This is a genomic window from Arthrobacter sp. SAFR-044, assembly GCF_059414985.1.
Genome location: NZ_JBPFDN010000006.1, coordinates 209,144 through 225,449 on the forward strand (window position 1 = coordinate 209,144; position 16,306 = coordinate 225,449).

24 protein-coding genes and 1 riboswitch are annotated in these 16,306 nt (G+C 67.2%); of the genes, 11 read left to right on the top strand and 13 right to left on the bottom strand.

The features are described from left to right. Positions 1-10 precede the first annotated feature (10 nt). Together ACR65J_RS11555 and ACR65J_RS11560 are read left to right on the top strand one after the other, a co-directional pair. Positions 11-253, top strand: a complete 243-nt coding sequence (locus tag ACR65J_RS11555) for an acyl carrier protein (protein ID WP_440168857.1) — start codon at positions 11-13, stop codon at positions 251-253. After that, positions 250-1,218 carry an alpha/beta fold hydrolase gene (locus ACR65J_RS11560; RefSeq protein WP_440168859.1) on the top strand — a complete coding sequence of 323 codons (969 nt, stop codon included), beginning with the start codon at positions 250-252 and terminating at the stop codon, positions 1,216-1,218. The genes ACR65J_RS11555 and ACR65J_RS11560 overlap by 4 nt, the downstream gene beginning before the upstream one ends. 6 nt (positions 1,219-1,224) lie before the next feature. On the opposite strand, the gene ACR65J_RS11565 is transcribed toward ACR65J_RS11560, so the two are convergent. The 7 genes from ACR65J_RS11565 to ACR65J_RS11595 all read right to left on the bottom strand — a co-directional run bounded on the left by ACR65J_RS11565 (position 1,225) and on the right by ACR65J_RS11595 (position 6,637). Beyond that, positions 1,225-2,499, bottom strand: coding sequence for an MFS transporter (locus ACR65J_RS11565; RefSeq protein WP_440168862.1), 1,275 nt, complete (start codon positions 2,497-2,499; stop codon positions 1,225-1,227). A gap of 125 nt (positions 2,500-2,624) precedes the next feature. Continuing rightward, entirely contained in the window at positions 2,625-4,025 is a 1,401-nt protein-coding gene (locus ACR65J_RS11570; protein WP_440168864.1) for an MBL fold metallo-hydrolase, read from the bottom strand. A gap of 110 nt (positions 4,026-4,135) precedes the next feature. Beyond that, positions 4,136-4,498 carry a thioredoxin gene (gene trxA / locus ACR65J_RS11575; protein WP_440168866.1) on the bottom strand — a complete coding sequence of 121 codons (363 nt, stop codon included), beginning with the start codon at positions 4,496-4,498 and terminating at the stop codon, positions 4,136-4,138. Between the two features lie 56 nt (positions 4,499-4,554). Further along, positions 4,555-4,851, bottom strand: a complete 297-nt coding sequence (locus ACR65J_RS11580) for a rhodanese-like domain-containing protein (RefSeq protein WP_440168868.1) — start codon at positions 4,849-4,851, stop codon at positions 4,555-4,557. A 49-nt stretch (positions 4,852-4,900) separates the two neighbouring features. Beyond that, positions 4,901-5,242, bottom strand: coding sequence for a rhodanese-like domain-containing protein (locus tag ACR65J_RS11585; RefSeq protein WP_440168870.1), 342 nt, complete (start codon positions 5,240-5,242; stop codon positions 4,901-4,903). Between the two features lie 22 nt (positions 5,243-5,264). Continuing rightward, positions 5,265-6,023: a sulfite exporter TauE/SafE family protein gene (locus tag ACR65J_RS11590; protein ID WP_440168872.1), complete on the bottom strand. Its 759-nt coding sequence runs from the start codon at positions 6,021-6,023 to the stop codon at positions 5,265-5,267. Then, entirely contained in the window at positions 6,020-6,637 is a 618-nt protein-coding gene (locus tag ACR65J_RS11595; protein WP_440168874.1) for a rhodanese-like domain-containing protein, read from the bottom strand. The genes ACR65J_RS11590 and ACR65J_RS11595 overlap by 4 nt, the downstream gene beginning before the upstream one ends. A 125-nt stretch (positions 6,638-6,762) precedes the next feature. On the opposite strand from ACR65J_RS11595, the gene ACR65J_RS11600 reads away from it, so the two are divergent. After that, a complete protein-coding gene (locus ACR65J_RS11600) occupies positions 6,763-7,020 on the top strand; it encodes a metal-sensitive transcriptional regulator (protein WP_043452296.1) in 258 nt (85 codons plus the stop codon). A gap of 55 nt (positions 7,021-7,075) precedes the next feature. Beyond that, positions 7,076-7,492, top strand: coding sequence for a DUF302 domain-containing protein (locus tag ACR65J_RS11605; protein WP_440168876.1), 417 nt, complete (start codon positions 7,076-7,078; stop codon positions 7,490-7,492). A 105-nt stretch (positions 7,493-7,597) separates the two neighbouring features. Here ACR65J_RS11605 and ACR65J_RS11610 read toward each other — a convergent pair whose 3' ends face one another. Next, positions 7,598-8,788 carry an MFS transporter gene (locus ACR65J_RS11610; RefSeq protein ID WP_440168878.1) on the bottom strand — a complete coding sequence of 397 codons (1,191 nt, stop codon included), beginning with the start codon at positions 8,786-8,788 and terminating at the stop codon, positions 7,598-7,600. A gap of 66 nt (positions 8,789-8,854) precedes the next feature. On the opposite strand from ACR65J_RS11610, the gene ACR65J_RS11615 reads away from it, so the two are divergent. After that, on the top strand, positions 8,855-9,439 hold the full coding sequence (locus ACR65J_RS11615) for a TetR/AcrR family transcriptional regulator (protein ID WP_440168880.1): 585 nt from the start codon (positions 8,855-8,857) through the stop codon (positions 9,437-9,439). Here ACR65J_RS11615 and ACR65J_RS11620 read toward each other — a convergent pair. From ACR65J_RS11620 to ACR65J_RS11630, 3 genes are all read right to left on the bottom strand, one after another. Then, positions 9,436-9,987: a DUF305 domain-containing protein gene (locus tag ACR65J_RS11620; protein WP_440168883.1), complete on the bottom strand. Its 552-nt coding sequence runs from the start codon at positions 9,985-9,987 to the stop codon at positions 9,436-9,438. The genes ACR65J_RS11615 and ACR65J_RS11620 overlap by 4 nt on opposite strands. Before the next feature lie 166 nt (positions 9,988-10,153). Beyond that, positions 10,154-10,561: a four-helix bundle copper-binding protein gene (locus ACR65J_RS11625; protein WP_440168885.1), complete on the bottom strand. Its 408-nt coding sequence runs from the start codon at positions 10,559-10,561 to the stop codon at positions 10,154-10,156. A 52-nt stretch (positions 10,562-10,613) separates the two neighbouring features. After that, the gene (locus ACR65J_RS11630; RefSeq protein WP_440168887.1) at positions 10,614-10,985 is read right to left on the bottom strand and encodes a hypothetical protein; all 372 of its coding nucleotides are present in this window, start codon (positions 10,983-10,985) and stop codon (positions 10,614-10,616) included. 163 nt (positions 10,986-11,148) lie between these two features. Here ACR65J_RS11630 and ACR65J_RS11635 point away from each other — a divergent pair, with 163 nt between their 5' ends. The 6 genes from ACR65J_RS11635 to crcB all read left to right on the top strand — a co-directional run bounded on the left by ACR65J_RS11635 (position 11,149) and on the right by crcB (position 15,053). Beyond that, positions 11,149-11,757: a flavodoxin family protein gene (locus tag ACR65J_RS11635; protein ID WP_440168889.1), complete on the top strand. Its 609-nt coding sequence runs from the start codon at positions 11,149-11,151 to the stop codon at positions 11,755-11,757. A gap of 36 nt (positions 11,758-11,793) precedes the next feature. Further along, positions 11,794-12,468, top strand: a complete 675-nt coding sequence (locus tag ACR65J_RS11640) for a haloacid dehalogenase type II (protein WP_440168891.1) — start codon at positions 11,794-11,796, stop codon at positions 12,466-12,468. 49 nt (positions 12,469-12,517) lie between these two features. Next, a complete protein-coding gene (locus ACR65J_RS11645) occupies positions 12,518-13,357 on the top strand; it encodes an alpha/beta fold hydrolase (protein ID WP_440168894.1) in 840 nt (279 codons plus the stop codon). A gap of 77 nt (positions 13,358-13,434) precedes the next feature. After that, positions 13,435-13,521: riboswitch (Fluoride riboswitch) on the top strand. Positions 13,522-13,591: 70 nt separating this feature from the next. After that, a complete protein-coding gene (locus ACR65J_RS11650; protein WP_440168897.1) occupies positions 13,592-14,140 on the top strand; it encodes a universal stress protein in 549 nt (182 codons plus the stop codon). Next, positions 14,140-14,679, top strand: coding sequence for a fluoride efflux transporter FluC (locus ACR65J_RS11655; protein ID WP_440168899.1), 540 nt, complete (start codon positions 14,140-14,142; stop codon positions 14,677-14,679). Before ACR65J_RS11650 ends, ACR65J_RS11655 begins: the two co-directional genes overlap by 1 nt. Further along, positions 14,676-15,053 carry a fluoride efflux transporter CrcB gene (crcB, locus tag ACR65J_RS11660; RefSeq protein ID WP_440168902.1) on the top strand — a complete coding sequence of 126 codons (378 nt, stop codon included), beginning with the start codon at positions 14,676-14,678 and terminating at the stop codon, positions 15,051-15,053. The genes ACR65J_RS11655 and crcB overlap by 4 nt, the downstream gene beginning before the upstream one ends. Before the next feature lie 22 nt (positions 15,054-15,075). On the opposite strand, the gene ACR65J_RS11665 is transcribed toward crcB, so the two are convergent. Continuing rightward, positions 15,076-15,810: a CDP-alcohol phosphatidyltransferase family protein gene (locus ACR65J_RS11665; protein ID WP_440168904.1), complete on the bottom strand. Its 735-nt coding sequence runs from the start codon at positions 15,808-15,810 to the stop codon at positions 15,076-15,078. 42 nt (positions 15,811-15,852) lie between these two features. Then, on the bottom strand, positions 15,853-16,281 hold the full coding sequence (locus ACR65J_RS11670; RefSeq protein ID WP_440168908.1) for a hypothetical protein: 429 nt from the start codon (positions 16,279-16,281) through the stop codon (positions 15,853-15,855). Between the last annotated feature and the right edge of the window lie 25 nt (positions 16,282-16,306).

The window sequence follows — 16,306 nt, forward strand, 5'->3', positions numbered from 1 at the left end:
AGGAGGAGCCGTGAACCAACAGGACGCGCGCCAGGCAGTGGAGGCTGCCATCGGCAAGGTAGCGCCCGACGTCGAGCCTGACGACCTGGAAGGCGGCGCCCGCCTGCGCCAGGACCTGGAACTGGACTCGCTGGATTTCCTCCGCCTGGTGGAGGTCATCGCGGAATCCACGGGGGTGGACATCCCGGAGGCGGATTACCCGGCGGTGGCCACTGTGGATGGGCTGGTCACCTATGTCGCCGGGCACGGATGAAACCGCGGAAGAAGCCGCGGCGCTGGCTCCGCCGGCTGGGGTTCGCGGCGCTGGTCGTCCTGGGGCTGGTCCTGGTCTCGGCGGTGGCCAACGCGGCCCTGGAGGCGCAGGAGAAGGCCACCACCCCGGCCTACGGGGAGCGGGTTCCGGTGTCCGGAGGCTCGGTGAACGTGGTGCGGACCAGCAACGCGCACCAGGGCCCGCCGATTATCCTGCTCAGCGGCCTGGGAACCGCCGCACCCGGCCTGGACTTCGCCCCCTTGATCCACGAACTCAGCGATTTCGACGTGATCGTGGTGGAGGGGTTCGGCTATGGCTACAGCGACATGGAGGCCAGCGCCCGGACCAACGAGCACATCAGCAACGAGCTTCACGAGGTGCTGTCAAAGCTCCAGGTCCGGCAGCCCTACGTCCTGGCCGGCCACTCCATCGCCGGCTTCTACCTGCTGGACTACGCCAACCGGTACCGCCCGGAAGTTTCAGCGGTGGTGGGCATCGATGCGACTATCCCGAAGCCGGGGGACCACCCGGTGGAGGAGCCGCAGCCCGGCGTCAACTGGGTGAAGCTGGTGGCCGCCACCGGACTGATCCGCGACGTGGCCGCGGTGGCACCGGGCTTCTTTGATCCGGACGGCAATGCCTATTCCGGCGAGGAGCTGACGCGGATGCGCACCATGATGCTGTGGAACGTCGGCAACTCCGCGGTGGCCGATGAAACCGCCCGGATCGGCAACAACGCGGCAGCCCTCCGGGGAGTCACTTATCCCGCCGACCTGCCGGTCCTGGCGTTCATTGCGGATGAAAAGGACGGGAGGGCAGCCACCAAAGCCGCCGCTGCCGGGAACCTCCTCAAGAACGTCACCCGGCACCAGGTCCTGACCCTTGAGGGCGGGCATTACCTGCACTGGACGCAGTCCAAACGGATGGCAGCGGAAATCCGGCAGTTCGTTTCCCCGGCCGGCTGACGGGCGCTATCCCACCGCATGGTCGTTGCCGCGCATCCGGACGGCAACCACCACGCCGGAGGCGGCGGTAATTACCGCGACGGCGGCAACCGCGGCGGGGATGCCGTAAAGGTCGGCCAGGACACCGGAGAGAAGGGCACCCACGGCGAATCCGCCGTCGCGCCACAACCGGTACACCCCCACGGAGCGGGCCCGCCAGGCCGGGTGCGCCACGTCGCCGATGGCGGCCAGCAGGGTGGGGTAGACCAAGGCGGTGCCGAGGCCCAGGACGACGGCGGCGGCGAGCCAGGGCCCGAAGCTGTGGGCGGATGCCACGATGCCCAGGGCCACGGCCTGTACCAGCATGCCGGCAGTGATGAACCATTTGCGGCCCCACCGGTCGGAGGCGGCGCCGGTGACCAGCTGCGCAGCGCCCCATGCTGCGGGGTAGGCGGCGGCCAGGATCCCGATCTGGGCAAGGCTCAGCCCGGCACCGGCGAACAGGATGGGGAAGAGGCCCCAGGCAAGGCCGTCGTTGAGGTTGTTGACCAGGCCGGCCTGGCTGGCTGCCGAGAGGGAGCGGTCCTTGAAGCTGGTGAGCGTGAAGACCTGGCCCGTGGTGAGGCCGGCATGGGCGCTGGTGCGGGTGCCGGCATGCTGGGTGGCCTCTGTCTTGGCGTGGTGGTGGGTTTCCCGTACGGCCAGGACTGTCAGGCCCAGGCCCAGGGCGATGTACGCGGCTCCGAGCAGGAACGGGGCAGGACGGAGTCCGAATGAGGTGGCCAGGTAGCCGGTGGCCAGGGCGGTGGCGGCCACCCCCAGGTACCCGGCAGCCTCGTTGAAGCCCATGGCCAGGCCCAGCTGCCTGGGGCCCGCCAGGTCCATTTTCATGATGACGGCGGTGGACCAGGTGAGCCCCTGGCTGATGCCCAGCAGCACGTTGGCCGCCACGATCCAGGCCCAGGACGGACCGAAGATGAGCATGAGCGGCACCGGAACCGCTGCCAGCCAGCCGGCAATGAGGACCGGCTTGCGCCCGTACCTGTCGGAGAGCGTGCCGGCGAAGTAGTTCATCGCGGCCTTGGACAGGCCAAAGGCCAGGATGTACGTCAGGGCGCTGGTGTACTGGTCCAGGTGGAATTCCTGGGAGGCCAGCAGGGGCAGGACGGTGCGTTCCTGGCCCAGGGTGCCGCCCACCAGGGCGTTGATGGCAACCAGCAGCATGAACTGCGCCAGGTTCTGCCGCAGGCCCAGCCTGGGACCTGCTGAACCGGCGGCGTGGGGAAGCGTTGTGCCCGGCATGTGCTGCTCCGTTCCTGATGCTGGATATCGGTGGGGGGACATAAAGGTGGCCCGGGCGTGTGGGGGCACGCCCGGGCCGGAAGCCCGGGCGGGAGGGGGGTCCTGCCCGGGCGGTCTTGGGTGGTTTAGGCCGCGGGGACGCTGTTCTGCCAGGCGTTCCAGGCTGCGTAGCTGCCGTCAAGTTCGACGACGTCGTACCCGGCACGGCGCAGGGCGCTGGCGGCTACTGAGTTCCTGACCCCTGACTGGCAGTAGCTCACGATGGTGCCGCCGGCGGGCAGCTCGTCGAGGTGCCACATGACGCGGCCGCCGCTGAGCTGGTACGAGCCGGGAACGTGCCCGGCCTTGTATTCGGTCTTGTTGCGGACGTCCAGGACCATGGCGGCGTCGAAACCGTCGAGTTCCTCAGGCTGGATCAGCTTGGGGGTGAAGGTGGGCAGGCCCTCGATGCTGGTGAGGTAGCCGGCCACGTTGTCGATGCCCACGCGGACCAGGTGGTCCCACATGTCCTGGGCCTGTTCCTGGTCCTTGGCAAGGAGCACCAGCGGGTTCTTGTCCGTCTCCGGGTTGACCACCCAGGCGCCGTAGCTTGCCACGGACTTGCCGGCCGGAACATTCAGGGACCGGACCACGGTGCCCTGGTGGACCTCACCGTTGGAGCGGGTGTCGATGAACGTCAGGGTGTCTTCGGCCAGGCCGGCGGCAACGATCCCTGCGGACAGCTCGGGCAGTGGGGTCCGTTCGCCCATCACGTCGGGGCCCACACGGTTTTCGCGCTTCATCCGGCCGAAGTAGGCGTGGGCGTCGGGCTGGCCATCGAGGAGTTCGTCGATGAAGCCCTGCTCGTCATTGGCGGCCAGGTAGGGGCCCCACCAGGCGTAGAGGCGTTCGTAGCCCACCGTGGAGGACGGGATGGCGCCCAGGGCCTTGCCGCAGGCGCTGCCCGCGCCGTGGGCGGGGTGGACCTGGACGTAGTCCGGGAGGGTGACGAACTTGTCGCGCAGGCTGGCGAAGAGCTGCTTGGCGCCCTCGAAGCGGGTGTCCACGCCGCCGGCTGCTTCGTCCAGCAGGTCCGGGCGGCCCAGATCGCCGGAGAATACAAAGTCACCGGAGAGCAGGTAGCCGGGCTTGTCGCTGAACGCGCCGTCCGTCACCAGGAAGGACAGGTGCTCGGGTGTGTGGCCCGGCGTGTGCACCGCCTTGATGCTGATGTTGCCCAGGGTGATGGTGTCGCCGTCGTACAGCCGTTCGCCGTCGAACCCGTACTGCCAGTCGGGTCCGCCTTCGCCGGAGACGTAGATCTTGGCGCCGGTGGCGGCAGCCAGCTCCCGTGTGCCGGAGAGGTAGTCGGCGTGGATGTGGGTCTCGGTGACCGCCACGATCTTCATGCCGTTCCTGGCAGCCAGGTCCTGGTAGACGGCGATGTCGCGGCGGCCGTCCACCACGATTGCCTCACCCTTGGCCTGGCAGCCGATCAGGTAGCTGGCCTGGGCGAGGTCTTCGTCGTAAATGCGCTCGATAAGCATCTGGTGCGCTCCTTCAGTTGAAAGGGGATGGGAGGTTGTTTGAATCTATTATAGATACCCCGGGGGGTATATCGCAATGAGCGATATGGGAGTGCTTGGGACGCAGGGAGTCAGGCGTGCTGGTGGCCGGCCTCGGCGCGGAGCTTGTCCATGTCCAGGTTCTTAACCTCCTGGATGACTTCCTCCAGGCCGGTGGCGTTGAGGGCGCCTGGCTGGGAGAAGACCAGGGTCTTGTCCTTGAATGCCATCAGGGTGGGGATGGAGGTGATGTTCGCTGCGGCGGCGAGGGCCTGTTCGGCTTCGGTGTCCACCTTGGCAAAGGTGATGTCCGGGTGGCGTTCGGCGGCGGCGCCGTAGGTAGGGGCGAACATGCGGCAGGGACCGCACCAGGCTGCCCAGAAGTCAACGAAGACGATGTCGTTGTCCTCCAAGGTCTGGGCGAAGGATTGCTGGGTGATGTCGATGGTTGCCATGATCTGTCGTGTCCTTTCGGGCGGGTGGGGCTGTGGGGGATTGCCCTGCGGCAGTATTAGGTGGTGGGAAGTCCGGCGCGGGTCCAGGCGGTCATGCCGCCGGCCATGGTGTCCGCCTTGTAACCGACGCCGTTGAGGGCATCGGCGACGGCGGCGCTGCGGTTGCCGCTGCGGCATACGGCGATCACGGGCACGGCCGGGTCAAGCTCGCCCAGGCGGCTCTGGAGCTGGCCCATGGGAATGTGCAGGGCGCCCGGGATCATGCCCTCGGCGACTTCGAACTCCTCCCGGACGTCCAGGATGCGCGCGGTGGAGCGGCGCTGTTCGGTTTCGGTGATGGTGATTTCAGCCATGGTGGTTCTCCTTCGAAGTGGTTTGTGGCTGGAGCTGATGGTGGTGGTTCTAGCGGACGGGTTCGCCGGCCTGGCGCCAGGCGGCCATGCCGCCGCGCACCGAGTAGGCGTCGTACCCCTTGGCGGCGAGGAGCCGGGCTGCGGAGGCGGAGCGTACGCCGGAGGCGCAGACGGCAATCACCGGACGGGTCTTTTGGATGCCCGCCGTGCTGGCCTGCAGCCGGTCCAGGGGGACGTGCTTGGCTTGGGGTGCCCGGCCTGTCCGCCACTCCTGGGCGGACCTGACGTCGACGAGCGTGGCGCCGGAACCCAAGAGTTCCTTGGCCTGGGCCACGGATATGGTCTTGTAGGGCTTGCTGAAGGCCTTCTTGAGGGAATCAATCAGTCCCATGGTGTTCTCCTCTGTGGGTGGGTCAGGCGGTGACCGTGCCGGCGGTGACCCATGCCGCGACGGCGAAGATGAGTACCGCGAATGAGATGCGGATGTGCTTGTCATGCAGCCGGCGGGCAAACCGGGCGGCAACCACCGATCCCACGATCGCCGGGAGGGCGAACGCCAGGGTGGTGGCCCAGTCGATGGTGTAGCCGGCGGCGTGGGCGCTGAACCCGGCGGCCGAGTTGACCACGATGATGGCCAGGGACGTTCCCACGGCCTGCTTCATGCGCAGGCCCAGGAAGATGGTCAGCGCGGGGGTGATGAGGAAGCCGCCGCCCACGCCCAGCAACCCGGTGAGGAACCCGACCAGCAGGCCCACTCCCACGGCCTTCGGCGCGCAGGACCGGAATGCCCGGTTCGGCCCGGTGCTGCAGGAGCCTTCGGTTTCGCGGGGCTTGCTGAGCATCCGGATGCCCGCGGCCACCATGATCACGGCGAAAGCCAGCATCAGGATGTTCGGGTCCAGCAGCTTGCCCACGGCCGCCCCCGCCCAGGCTGCCGGGATGCCGGCACCCCCAACCAGGGCGATCACCGGCCAGTTGAGGCCCCCGCGGATCCTGGGGACCAGGGCTGCCAGCGAGGAGATTCCCACCACCAGCAGTGAGGTGGGGATGGCCTGGGCGGGGCTCATGCCCACGCCGTACACCAGGGCGGGAACAGCGATGATGGACCCGCCGCCGCCCACCACGCCCAGTACGACGCCGACGACGAGCCCCAGACCCAGGGCCGGGATCATGCGGCCGCGCCCTCTTCAGCCGACTGCACGGGAAGCTGCAGGATGGCGCTTTCGCGGGTGGGCTCCTTGGCGGCCTTGTTCCACGGCATGGCGGAAAGGGCCTTGCCCATGGCGCAGGTGTTGGTCGCGGCCGAGAACGTCAGCCCGGTGCCGATGGCACCCGCCAGCATGCGGACCTTGGGGGAGACGAACTTGCCCCCGGCCAGGCCCAGCACTACCAGGGAGCCGGCGGCCAGGCGGACCTGGCGCTCCAGGTCCCAGCGGTCCTTGCCCTTGACCACGTCGCCGCCGGCGGCGGCAAAGCCGGGAACCCCGCCGGTGAGCACGTAGGCGGTGTCCAGGCCCACGGTGGCCATGCGCTGGCGGGCCTGCTCGGCGCGGACGCCTGACTGGCAGACCAGGACAACGCGGGAGCCCAGCCGGGCGGCGAGCTCGTCGGTGTGCTCGGAGAGGAGCGGGAGCGGCACGTTGTAGGAGCCGCGGATGTGCATGGTTTCGAATTCAGCGGCAGAACGCACGTCGATCACCACGAGGTCCTGGTGTTCCTTGATCCAGGACTGGAGGGCCTCAGGGGCGAGTGCGGTAACGGCTGTTGCTTTGGAAGGGGATGTCATGGGTGGCCTCTCGGAAGGGGGCGGGTGGATACCCCACCGAGTATTGCAGATACCCCCGGGGGTAGTCAAAACACCCATGGGGGTATATAGTTGAGACCAAGCCCCCCATCGACGGAGACCCCCTTATGGAACTGAACCCAACCGAACTGACGCCCGTGATCAACCGCCTCAAGCGCGCTCAGGGCCAGCTCGCCGCCGTGACCCGGATGCTCGAGGAAGGCCGGGACTGCAAGGATGTCGTCACGCAGCTGGCGGCCGTGTCCAAGGCCCTTGACCGGGCCGGCTTCGCCATCATCGCCACCGGGCTTGAGCAGTGCATCGTCCAGAAGGACGAAACCATGGACCGGAAGGACCTGGAGAAGCTTTTCCTCTCCCTGGCCTGATCGGCCACAGCTGCCCCCAAACACAACGGACCGCCCGGCAACTTCAAGGAGCATCATGACCTACACCCTGGCCACCACTGTTTCCCTTCCCTGGGCGGAGGCGGTGGAGCGAACCCGTGAAGCCCTTGCCGCGCAGGGGTTCGGGATCCTGACCGAAATCAATGTCCGGTCCACCTTCGAAGCCAAGCTTGGCGCCGAGGCCGCGGACGCCGTCGGGGATTACGTCATCCTTGGTGCCTGCAACCCCGCCCTTGCCAGCCGTGCCCTGGCTGCCGAACCCGAAATGGGTGCCTTGCTGCCCTGCAATGTGGTGGTGCGCCGGAACAGCTCCGCGGACTCCACTACCGTGGAAGCCATCGACCCGCAGACTATGGTGCAGCTCAGCAGCGCCCCTTCCGTTAAGGAAGTTGCGGACGACGCCGGCACGCGCCTTCGCAAGGCCCTGGCCGAGCTGGGCGGAACGACCAAGTAGGGATGTCCGTGTAAACAAGGGTTCCAGCTACAGGTTTGAGTTGAGAGTGATCCCAGAAGGGGCGGCCTGCCGGTGACCTTGTTGGCAGGCCGCTAAGGGTTCGCGTCATGGTGTCCGCTGCCGTAGTGCCGCGCGGGAGGATGTGTCAGGCCGGCATTTCGTTGCCGGCAGTACTGCCAGGATTCCGAGGATTCCGGCCACGGTGAAGGCCAGGGCCGGTGAGGCGTGGTCAAACAGGACTCCAAGTGTTGCCGAGCCAAGCGCCTGACCGATGGCGAGGGCAATGAACAGTGCGGCAGTGCCTTCGGCAGCGCAGTCGGGAACCAATCGGATGGCCCAGATGATCAGAACCCCGCACAGGGCGGTGTAGCTGGCGGCGAACAGCGCCACGGAGGTATACGCGGTGAAGGGACTGCCCGGTGCCACGCCCAGTGCGACGGTCGACCCTGCCATGGCCAACGAGGTCAGGTTCCAGCCCGTCCGCGGGCTCCAGACCTGCACGATCTTTCCAGCAGCCATGCCCAGTACCCCGAAGGCGCCCAGGACCATCCACGCAAGGATGGAGTATGTCTCGTCGGCCGGGCGGGACACGGCCATGACGGTGCGGCCGAAAGTCCAGATCGCGGCACTGGATGCGCCGGCCAGGACTGCAGCGGCGATGGGCCAGGCCAGTGGCATCAGGCCGCGGACCCGCACCTGAGATGGAGGGCCAACCGGGCGGTCGCGGCCGACCGCCCGGTCAGTACCCCGGTCAGCACGGAGGGTCGCAATGGCTGCGACAGTGACCAGGGCAGCGATTGCCACCCAGCCCAGACGCCATTGGCCAGTCGTGAGGAGCATGAGGATGCCCGCGACGACTATGCCCGCTCCGGTGCCGGCATTAACTATCGTCTGCGCGCTTTCCTGGCGGGCCGGGGCGATGTTGCGCTCGATGAACGTGACCAGGCCCGGGGTGGCGAACCCGGCGCCGGCGCCGGCCAGGACAACACTCATCCCGAGGAAGTCGACATTAGGCGCAAGTGCAACGCCCATCGATCCGAGGGCAGCGGTAATCCCCGCGCACATGACGACGAGCCTTGGACGGGCAGCAAGGTGTAAAGCAAGAACTGCCGCCAGGCAGAAAGAGAGGAAGCTCCCGGCCTGGATGAACCCGGCTGTGGCTGAGCCCATCTGAAAGGTCTCGCTGAACCGGGGCAGGAAAAGCCCGTAACCGAAGCGCGCCAGCCCATAGGTCGCCGCTATCAATGCCATTCCGCTGACCACCATCGCCCGCACGGTATCCTCCTCAAACGCCAAAACCAGAACGGTCGTTACAGTACAGTAGAACTATCGTTCTGAAATAGGGGCAGTTACAGTGGTGTTGTGACCACAGGCCCGCGACTTCCAGCCCGCGCACGCTTGCTCAAGGCGGCCGATCAAGTTCTGTTCGACCAGGGCATCCGGGCTACTCCCGTCGATGCACTGCTGCAGCAGGCGGAGGTCTCTGCCGCCACCCTGTACACGCATTTCGGCAGCAAGGATGCACTGATCGCTGAAGCCTTGAGAGTCAGGCTGGCGGACTGGCAGGGAGTCTGGGACCAGCACATCGTGGCGGCCGATAACGATATGGCGCGGCTATTGGCAGTGTTTGACGCCCTTGCCTCCTACCGGCGCGACAAGGGCCACCCTTCACGCTGGTGCGCCTTCCTTGCTGCCGCCACCGAGCTTCCCGCAGCCGCAGAAGAGATCAGCGCCGTCCTCGCCGCGGATACCGACCTGCTCGCCACCCGGCTCCTGCATTTCTCACGCCCCCTCGCCGGCCCGCGGGCTCAAGAGCTGGCCGACGAGGTACTCCTGGCCTACAGCGGAACCCTGACTGCTTTCCTGCGCGGCTACCCCAATGCGCCAATCGACGTCGGCCGCCGATTGGCTCACTTAGCAGCAAAAGCGTGCCGCCAGCCGGGCTAGTAGCGGTCGAGAATGGCCTTCATCTGGGTAATCTCCTCCTGTTGGGACTTCACAATCGAATCGCACAGCTTGACGATCTCCGGGTCGGTGATATTCGACTCCTGGCAGACAAGGAGCGCGCGGGAGTGATGCGGGATCATGGATTTCAGGAACTGCTCATTCCCCACGAACGTCTCCGTCCTTCCCAGGGCGAACACCGCCACGAACAGCACCGCAAAGCCGGCAAGCATGGCGATGTTCGCCTTCCGGTTCTTGAACATCGACCACATGCCCACCAGCATGACCATCGCCATGGCCGACACCATCAGCAATGCCATCCAAAAGTTGCTCAGGTTGAAATAGAAGTGGTCGATCGAGCGGACCATCGACATGGACAGCACCCACATCAGGGCGACGCTCACCAGCAGGATGATGGCAAATTTCCAGTACATCCGGGATGACCCGTGGCCGCCGTTGGCCCCGTCCCGCTGATGGCCGGTTCCGTCCTGGGCTTCATGCTGGTGTTGATGCGTGTGATTCTTCCGGTTTGGATAATTTTCTGAACTCACGTGAACTTCCTTTCAAGACTTAGGAACGGTCCTTAATGAATGATTGGCAGAACCGTTCCATCAGCGCGCTTTTCCAGCACGCGCGGAAACCCCAGCGCGGAGCCGCGCTGTCAGCGGGCTCCGCGCTGGGCTGGTTCCAGCGTTGCGGGGTCGCTGCCGGAGCGCCTCAGCCCAGGGATGCGAGGAGGTCGGAGCAGGCCTGCTCACACCGGCGGCAGGACTCGGCGCAGACGCGGCAGTGTTCATGCATGGAAGAGTGCTCACTGCATTCGTCACCGCAGGCCTTGCATGCGGCCCGGCAGGCTTCGAGCATGGCCCTGGTGATGTTGGCGTCGTAGCCGGTGTGGCGGGAGAGGATATTGCCGGTGGCTGCGCAGATGTCAGCACAGTCCAGGTTTGTGCGGATGCACTTCGTCAGTTCCGCCACCATGTCCTCACCGAGGCAGGCGTCGGCGCAGGCTGTGCAGGTCTGGGCACATTCGAAGCAGGCCTTGATGCATTCGGCGAGCTTGCCCTTGTCCAGGTTGCCGAGGTCTTTGGGGTAGGTGTCCAGCATGGACTGGATGTGGGTCATTGTTGTCTCTCATTTCCGGTCGTAATGGTCATTGCTTGGGAAAAAGATCCCTTTACGTCCGGCTGATGGAGAGTTGGTCCAGTCTGAGGGCTTGGCGCCTGGGTTGGGTGTCCGGAGGCCCGCTGGCAAGGAGGGGATGCGTACCCGCGGGGAGCGCCACAGCCGGCGGGTCCGGCACTGCCGTCTTCAGCGGCGCCGGTTCGCTGCGCGACGCCGGGTAGCGCTGGCAGCAGGCATGATGCTGCTGCGAATCATCCTGTGGGTGGGCGGCTGCTGCGGTCTGGGCTGAGGAGTGGGCCGCGGCCTGGACCGAGTCCTGCCCTGCCACCAGGGTGTACCTGCTGCCCTGCGAGTAGGAGGCTGCGGCCACCAGCAGGACGGCCAGGAGAAACCAAGTCAAAACGGCCCGCGGTGCTGCAGGCACGCGAACGACATTTCCATCAATCGTCCCAGGCCTCGTCGCAGTCTCCTTCCTCGAGCGCGCGGTTCGCGGCACCGCAGTTTCCGTAGTGCAGCCAGCACCCTCTGTGATCTACTACTAAGTAGACTGACTATTTTCGCCGAGAAAATCAAGGGAGCTTCCGCCGATGTCCGAACTGTCCGCTCTTGCCCTCATTTGCACCCTGACCCCCTCCCCGGAGCCCTCCAGCAGCGAGCTGATGGCCCAGCAGATCCTGGACGAGTTGGAAGGCCAGGGCGTCACCACGGATTCCCTACGGATCGTGGACTATGACGTTAAGCGCGGCGTGCAGGTGGACATGGGCAACGGCGACCAGTGGCCAACCATACGCGAGCGGATCCTGGCGGCGGACATCCTGATCCTGTCCACCCCCATCTGGATGGGCCACCCCTGCAGCGTTGCCCAGCAGGTCATGGAGCGCCTGGACGCCGATTTGTCCGAAACGGACGACGACGGCCGGCCCGTCATGTATGGAAAAGTGGCCACGGTGGCCGTGGTGGGCAACGAGGACGGGGCGCACAAGACGATCGCTGACATGATGCAGGGCCTGAACGACGTCGGTTTCAGCCTTCCGGCGCAGGGCGGCACCTACTGGGTGGGCGAGGCCATGCAGACCGTGGACTTCAAGGACCTTGACCAGGTGCCGGATCCGGTGGCCTCCACCAACGCAGGGCTGGCCCGCAATGCCGTGCACCTGGCACGGCTGCTGCGCTCCAGCCAATACCCCGCGAAGTAGCGCACCAAGTCCGCCTCCGGAACAGGAAGGAAGCCCATGCCCACCCAACCGCTGGTCATTGTTTTCGACGTCAACGAGACCCTGTCAGACATGGCCCCGCTCGCCGAAGCATTCGCGCAGACCGGGGCGCCGCGGGAGCTGGCAAAGCTCTGGTTCGCCACCCTGCTGCGGGACGGGTTCGCCCTTACGGCCAGCGGTGACAACAAAGCGTTCGCGGCCATCGGCGCCGAAGCCCTCCGCACCCTGCTGGCAGCCGAAGGGATCTCCGGGGACCTGGACGCCGCCGTCGAACGGATCATGACGGCCATGCAGAACCTTTCCCTTCACCCCGACGTCCCTGGTGGCGTCAGCGCCCTGGCCGCAGCCGGGCACCGGCTGGTTACCCTGACCAACGGCGCGTCGGCCAACACGGACAGGCTCCTGGTTGCCGCCGGCATTCGGGACAAATTCGAGCTGCTCCTGTCCGTGGAGGACGCCCCTGCCTGGAAGCCGGCCAAGGCCGCGTATGAGTATGCGGCTGCGTCGGCGGGAGTAGATCCTTCCGGGATGCTGCTGGTGGCCGTGCACCCATGGGACATCCATGGGGCAGCCAAAGCCGGGCTGCGGACCGCGTGGATCAACCGCACCGGCGCCCGCTACCCCTCCTACTTCCAGGCGCCGGACATCGTCATCCCGGCCCTGACCGGACTGCCGGCGGTCCTCGCCGTATAAGCGAAACGGGCTACCGGAACGCCCCCCGAAGATGAAACGGAGACCACTGATGGCCCAGTCCGTCGAACGCCGCACTCTTGAGGTGGACGGTGTCCCGCTGTCCTACCTTGTGGCGGGGGATGAAGCCGCCCCGCCGCTGATCCTGCTCCACGGCACGTTCTGGAGCCGGGTGTGGCAGCCCATCCTGCCGGCACTGGGCGAATACCACCGCTGCTATGCCCTGGACTTTCCGGGCTTCGGCCGAAGCGGGGGAGAGCTGGACGTTGGGCAGGCCTCCGTCCCTGCCCTGGCGCAGGTTGTGCTCAAGGCTGCGGATGCCCTGGGCGTGGACAAGTTTGATCTGGCGGCGCATGACATCGGTGGCGGCGTGGCCCAACAGCTCGCCGCCACCAGCGGGAGGGTGCGGAAGATGGTGTTGATGAATGCCGTCATGTTCGACTCCTGGCCGGTGCCCGCCGTCGAGCGTTTCCGGGACCCCAAGGTGCGGGACAACACCAGCGAGGAGGATCTCCTCGGTGCCCGGCGCAAATCCACGCAGGCCTGTGCCATCCGGACCTTGAGCGAGGAGGAACTCGCGGAGTACCTCTCGCCGTGGCAGTCCCCGGCCCGGGCGCGTTCATGGATGGCCATGGCAGCGGCTGCTGATCCCCGGTACACCCTGGACCTGGTGCCGGCCCTCAAGGAAGCAGCCATCCCCACCCGCCTGGTGTGGGGCCGGGACGACGATTTCCAGAAGATCGCCTTCGCCCGCCGCTACGTGGAAGAGATCCCGAATGCCGATCTGGTGGAGGTGGACGGCAAGCACATCCCCACCGAAGATTCACCGGACGACGTCGCCACGGCCATCCTGGAGCACCTGGCCGGCGATCGGCCTGGAAGAAGCGACTAAAGCCGGGTTCCAAAGGCTCGGGGGAATAGCTCCTGCCCGCCGCCGTGGTGGCGGACGCCGCGGGAAAACCTGTAGTCTCTGTTCACGGTGATGGATCCCGCCGGAAGGCCTGCGCAGGTGCGTGGTCTTCGAACCGCCGCCTGGCTGATGGTTCCTGCCTTTGCTGATGAGAAGGCAGGTGACCCGTGCCCGCACCCGGCCCAGTCTTCCTGCCCGCGCCCAACAGGAGAGCACATGACTGAGCCCCAGAAACCAAACCCCTCCGCCGGCAGCGTTCCGTATGCCCCGCGGAAAATCAGCGGGCCGGTGCTCATGGGAGTGGTGCCCGGCCAGCCGCTGGCCGTCGCCCACCGTGCAGCGGAGCTTGCCTACAGCCTGGGCGTGAAGCTGGTCTGTGCGTACGTGGACGTCACCACCTACCTCGCCGAAGAGCCGGACGGCCGGGTGGAGGCCCGCCCCATCGATCCGGACGGGATCGATGATGACATCGAAGGGATCAACGCCTCCCTGGCCGCACACCTCCGTGAAGCGTTGGACGGGACCAACATCGACTGGTCCTTCGTGACCCTGGCCGGAGACCCGGCCAGGGCGCTGGGACGCCTGGCGGAAACCACTGACGCGTCCGTCATTGTGGTGGGCACACGGGAACGCGGACTCGGGGCCAGGCTGGAGGAACTGCTCGTGGGATCTGTAGCAGTCCACCTCACCCACCGCCAGCACCGGCCCGTCCTGGTTGTCCCGCTGGCCCCGCACCCCCGGCACCAGCCGAAGGCGGGACACTGATGGAGCAACCGGTCCCCGGGACTGAAGCACCCGATGACACGGACCAGGGAACGCTGGGGGAGGCGCGCGTCCCCCGCCCGGTCCACCTGCACCCCGGGTTCGTGCTGGTGGTCATCGCCGGCGGCACCTTCGGCGCCCTGGCCCGCTACGGGCTGGGCAGCATCCTGCCCGCACCGGGCGGCTGGCCGGTACCCACCCTGGTGATCAACCTGACGGGGGCGTTCCTGCTCGGCGCCCTGCTTGAAGCCCTGGTCCGCCGGGGTCCTGACACGGGACGGAGGCGACTGGTCCGGCTGCTGGTGGGCACCGGTTTCCTGGGCGCCTTCACCACCTACAGCACCCTGGCCGTGGAAGCCACCACCCTGTTCAATGCCGGCCGCAGCGCCGACGCCTTCATCTATGTGGCAGCCTCCGTGGTGGCCGGCGCTGCAGCAACCGTGGCAGGCATCCGGCTGGCGGCGGGCCACCATGCCCGCACCAGCTCCCGGCCGGGGAAGCCCGGCCCGCAGCCCGGCCCGCAGAAGGAGGGAAAACCGTGAGCCCCCTGACCATCGTCCTGCTGGGGCTCGCCGGCGGGCTCGGAGCCGCCACGCGCTTCATCGTCGACGGCCTGGTACGTGCCAAAATCCGTACAGCGCTGCCCGTAGGCACCATTGCCATCAACGTCACGGGATCGTTCCTGCTGGGCCTGGTGGCCGGCGCCGTCATCGTGCATGCGGCACCACCCGAGCTGCAGGCCATCGCCGGCACAGGGTTCCTTGGCGGCTACACCACCTTCAGCACCGCAAGCTTCGAAACGGTCCGCCTGGTCCAGTCCCGCCGCACGGGCCTGGCTGTCCTCAACGCCGTCGGCACCGCAGTGGCCGCGCTGGGTGCCGCCGCCGGTGGCCTGGCCCTCGCATCCCTGCTGTAGGCCCGGCCGGCCCAGGGATTTCCTAGGCCACCTGGGCCGCCACGTCCTGGTGCCGGGCGCGGTGCAGGTGCTCCAGTTGGACCACATCCCGCGTAAAGGACACCGTGAGCAAGGCAAGGGCCAGTGCCGGCAGGGAAGCGGCGGCAACCGCCGGGACGGCGGGGAGGAGCGCGGCCAGCAGCGCGAATGGCTGGAACGCCCCGATGGCCTTGCGTGACACCCTGGGCGGCAGCGCCACGCGAAGGTGCGGCCGGAAGATACCTGCGGCCACGAAGGCGTAGTACAGGGATCCGATGCCCAGCGTCCAGGGGCCCGCCACGGGAGCGGCCGCGACGGACAGCACCAGCACCAGGGCGGCGTCGGTGGCCGAATCGAACCGTGCCCCGGCCGCCGACGAGCTTCCGGTGCGCCGCGCCACCACGCCGTCCAGCCCGTCCAGGAGGAACGCCGCGCCGCCCAGGACGGGCAGGAGCAGGTCCGTGCGGCGGCCCGTGAACAGTTGCGGAACCGCCAGCACCGCACACAGGGCCACGAGGATGGCGCGCAGCAGGGTCACCCGGTCGGCAGGTGTTGAGAACCGGGGGATCCGCCGCAGGACGGAGCCGGCGGCGGCCATGGCCACGAGGGTGCCGGCGCAGAGGCCTGCCAGTTGAAGAACCGGCGCGGAGGGGGACAGGGACGTCAGCCAGAGGGCCGACACCACGTAGGCGGAAACGGCGCCGTACGCGTCCGGCACCGCCCGTTCAGCTGCGCCCATGTGCCACCTCCCTTCGCATGCTAACAACGGCCGGGGTGATGGTCACGGCAGGTGACGCCGGGCCGGAAGCCTGGCGCCGTCGTCGTACGTTCTCCTGCGGCCGGCACGCACCAGGCCGGCGAGCGCCAGCACGGCCCCGGCTCCCTCGGCCACAGCGCTGAGGGTTTTCGAGAAGAACCAGACGGGGTCGTACATGGCAGGGATGGGTCCAATGGCCGGGATGTCCACATACCTGTAAAGCACGACGGCGGCGAAGGCGCTGAGGGCCACCACCAGGGCCACGGCATAGGCAGCCCTGCTGCCGCGGACCAGGACGTAGATGCCGGCCACCAGCGCGGCGGCGGCTTCGAGCAGGAACAGGGTGCCCTGGCTGACAGTGCCCGGCTGCGCGTTCTGGTAGCCCGGGGCCAGGAACAGGTGGACGCCGGCGTCGATGAACAGTGCCAGGGCGGTCAATAGTCGTAGAGCCACGCTTATGTATACGCCGGAAGTTCCT